This is a genomic window from Calothrix rhizosoleniae SC01, assembly GCF_900185595.1.
GTDB classification, from domain to species: domain Bacteria; phylum Cyanobacteriota; class Cyanobacteriia; order Cyanobacteriales; family Nostocaceae; genus Calothrix_A; species Calothrix_A rhizosoleniae.
Genome location: NZ_FYBH01000077.1, coordinates 1 through 2,376, shown reverse-complemented (window position 1 = coordinate 2,376; position 2,376 = coordinate 1). Strand labels below are relative to the sequence as shown.

General features: G+C 34.1%; 3 protein-coding genes. All 3 read right to left on the bottom strand.

Features of this window, described 5'->3' with window-relative positions; all coding sequences use genetic code 11:
- Positions 1 to 1,367, bottom strand: a 1,367-nt coding sequence (locus tag CALSC_RS04575) for an AAA family ATPase (RefSeq protein WP_088240226.1), incomplete at its 3' end; no start/stop codon positions are given.
- Entirely contained in the window at positions 1,364 to 1,525 is a 162-nt protein-coding gene (locus CALSC_RS26910) for a hypothetical protein (RefSeq protein WP_200817566.1), read from the bottom strand. The genes CALSC_RS26910 and CALSC_RS04575, both read right to left, overlap by 4 nt.
- A gap of 456 nt (positions 1,526 to 1,981) precedes the next feature.
- The coding region (locus CALSC_RS04570) for a helicase-related protein (protein ID WP_268807182.1) at positions 1,982 to 2,376 on the bottom strand (395 nt) is incomplete at its 5' end.

Below are 2,376 nucleotides of genomic sequence, written 5' to 3'. Positions count from 1 at the left end.
TCTATTTTTTGTTCATTTCTACCCTTGTCTAGAATCAATTCAGTAATTTCTGTTTCAATTGTATCTAAACGCTTTTGTAAACTACTAATCTCTTCATTCGGATCTTGACGTAACCTCTCTTGAATTAAATCTAACTCTGATTCTATTTGAGAGATAGTTTGTCTTAAATGATTAATTTTTATCTGCTCACTATCGACTTCTTCCCAAAATTCTTCTACTTGTTTATCAATCTCATCTACTTGTGTGCTCATACGGATAGCTGTTTCTTCTACCGCGGAAGAGCCTACTTTATCTAAAAATTTACTGACATGCTCATAGGAATGGCTACCCAAATGCAGTTGAACGCCACAAATACAGCGTTGGGATTTGAGTAAATTATGAATAAATTCCTTAGAAACACCAGAATTTAATTCACCCTTCTGCTTTAACTTATCAATTATTTGCCGATATTGAGCTATTTTATCTGACAGGAATATTGTATAACCCCGAGTAGAAATAATTTTCTTGAGTACTTGCTTATGTTTTTGTAATGCTGATTGATGAGATGCTTTCTGCTGTTCTAAATCTTGCTTTCTTTCTTGCAAATTCTTCGACTCATCAAGTTCCCGCAAGCGGTTACTCGTTTCCTGCTTAAATGTATATTGATATTCTAACTCTTGACTTATTTCCTGTTGTCGCTGATGAATATTTTCAATTTCTTTCTCAACTTTCCCTTGTTCTCTTAATAGCTTTTTAACTTCAGAGTCACCAATGGCTTTTAATTCATTCTCTAAGGTTTTCTTGGCTTCTTTCAAATGATTAATAGAACGGTTGATTACCTCCACACCTAAAAAAATCTTTGTTGCTTCTGCAATTTCTGCTTTCTTGTCAGAACGAACTATCTCTTCAATTCGCTCTCCATCAAAGAAAAAATATTGATGTAAGCTAGCAGGTAGAATTTGATTAATTATATCTTCTGGTTGCTGGGTAGGGAACTGCCAATTACCATCATCATTGGCAAATTGTAAATATAATTGAGTTTTCGTGACATCAATATCAGTCTCATTTTTATATACACGACATTCACGCTTGACTCGATAGCGAATACCGTCATGTTCCCAAGCAATTTCTACCCAACATTCTATAACTTGCCCAATTTGAGCTTCTGCTACAGCACGTTTATTGACTAACTGTTCTGCTGATGCAAATGCCGCACTAAATTTTTCATAAAGTACCCAAGTAAATGCATTTAACAGGCTAGTCTTTCCTGTACCATTATTCCCATAAATAATAGTAGTATTTTTCTCCTGCTCACTAGCTAATATTAATGCTGGAGTTTTGCCATAGAAAGAACGAAAATTACATAGTTTAATTGCAGTCAGCTTCATCGCACAACTTCTTTGATAATCCTGACAATATCATCATTTATATGGCTATTAACTCTCTTTTCTAGCCGATTTTTTTCTAATTTCCACACACGCTCAATAATTTCCTTCACCTCTGGCGATGCATTGGCAATTGGCTCATGAACATCATCTATATTCATTTTGCTTGGTGATTAAAAAACTCTGATTATACTGGTTATATTTTAACCACGATTATGGCTGCGATCGCATCCGTATATGTTCTGTTCTCTTTGCTTCTTTACAATAACTTTTATCCACAGATTTATTCCGTTTTATTTATTGCTAAATCGAAAATTTACTTAATATAAGTTAAGAAAAAATTTTTGTTTCAGGTTCGATTAATGTTATTCTAGATGTATAGACATTTTTCTTGATAATGGGGACATTTGCACTTTCAAAAAAATCACCAATGTTCCCATTATCTAACTAATACCATTCGTGGGAGAAAAATATTTACCCTAGTAATAAAAATTAAAAAAAATCGATAAATAACTTATACTAATTTGAAGAATGATTGTGACAGATGGAAATAAGGCAAAGCTTATTTAGTAACTCTTTCACAATCCAAAATCCAAAATCCAAAATCCAAAATTTTATTATATCCCCATCAAACCATAACGCCTTTGTAAATCAAGCAGCTTGATTCTTGCTTCACCAGAATTATCAGCTAAATCAGCAAACTCAACAAATCTTCGCAGCTCTTTCTTGAGCAAATTGCGTTCCACTTCTAAAGTATTTCGATCTAAATCAGGTGGTAAAACAATCATGTCAAAAATTGTTGCCCTTTCCTTACCAGGGTGAGGTCGTAAAACTCGTCCTCGTCGCTGAATAAACTGACGGGGATTGCCAGAACTTGCCAAAATTATCGCAGTTTGAATTGCAGGGATATCTACTCCTTCATCTAAACAGCGAATTGCAACTAAACCTTGTAATTCTCCACTTTCAAATTGACAGCGTAAAAATTCCCTTGTTTTTAAAGGAGTTTGGGCGG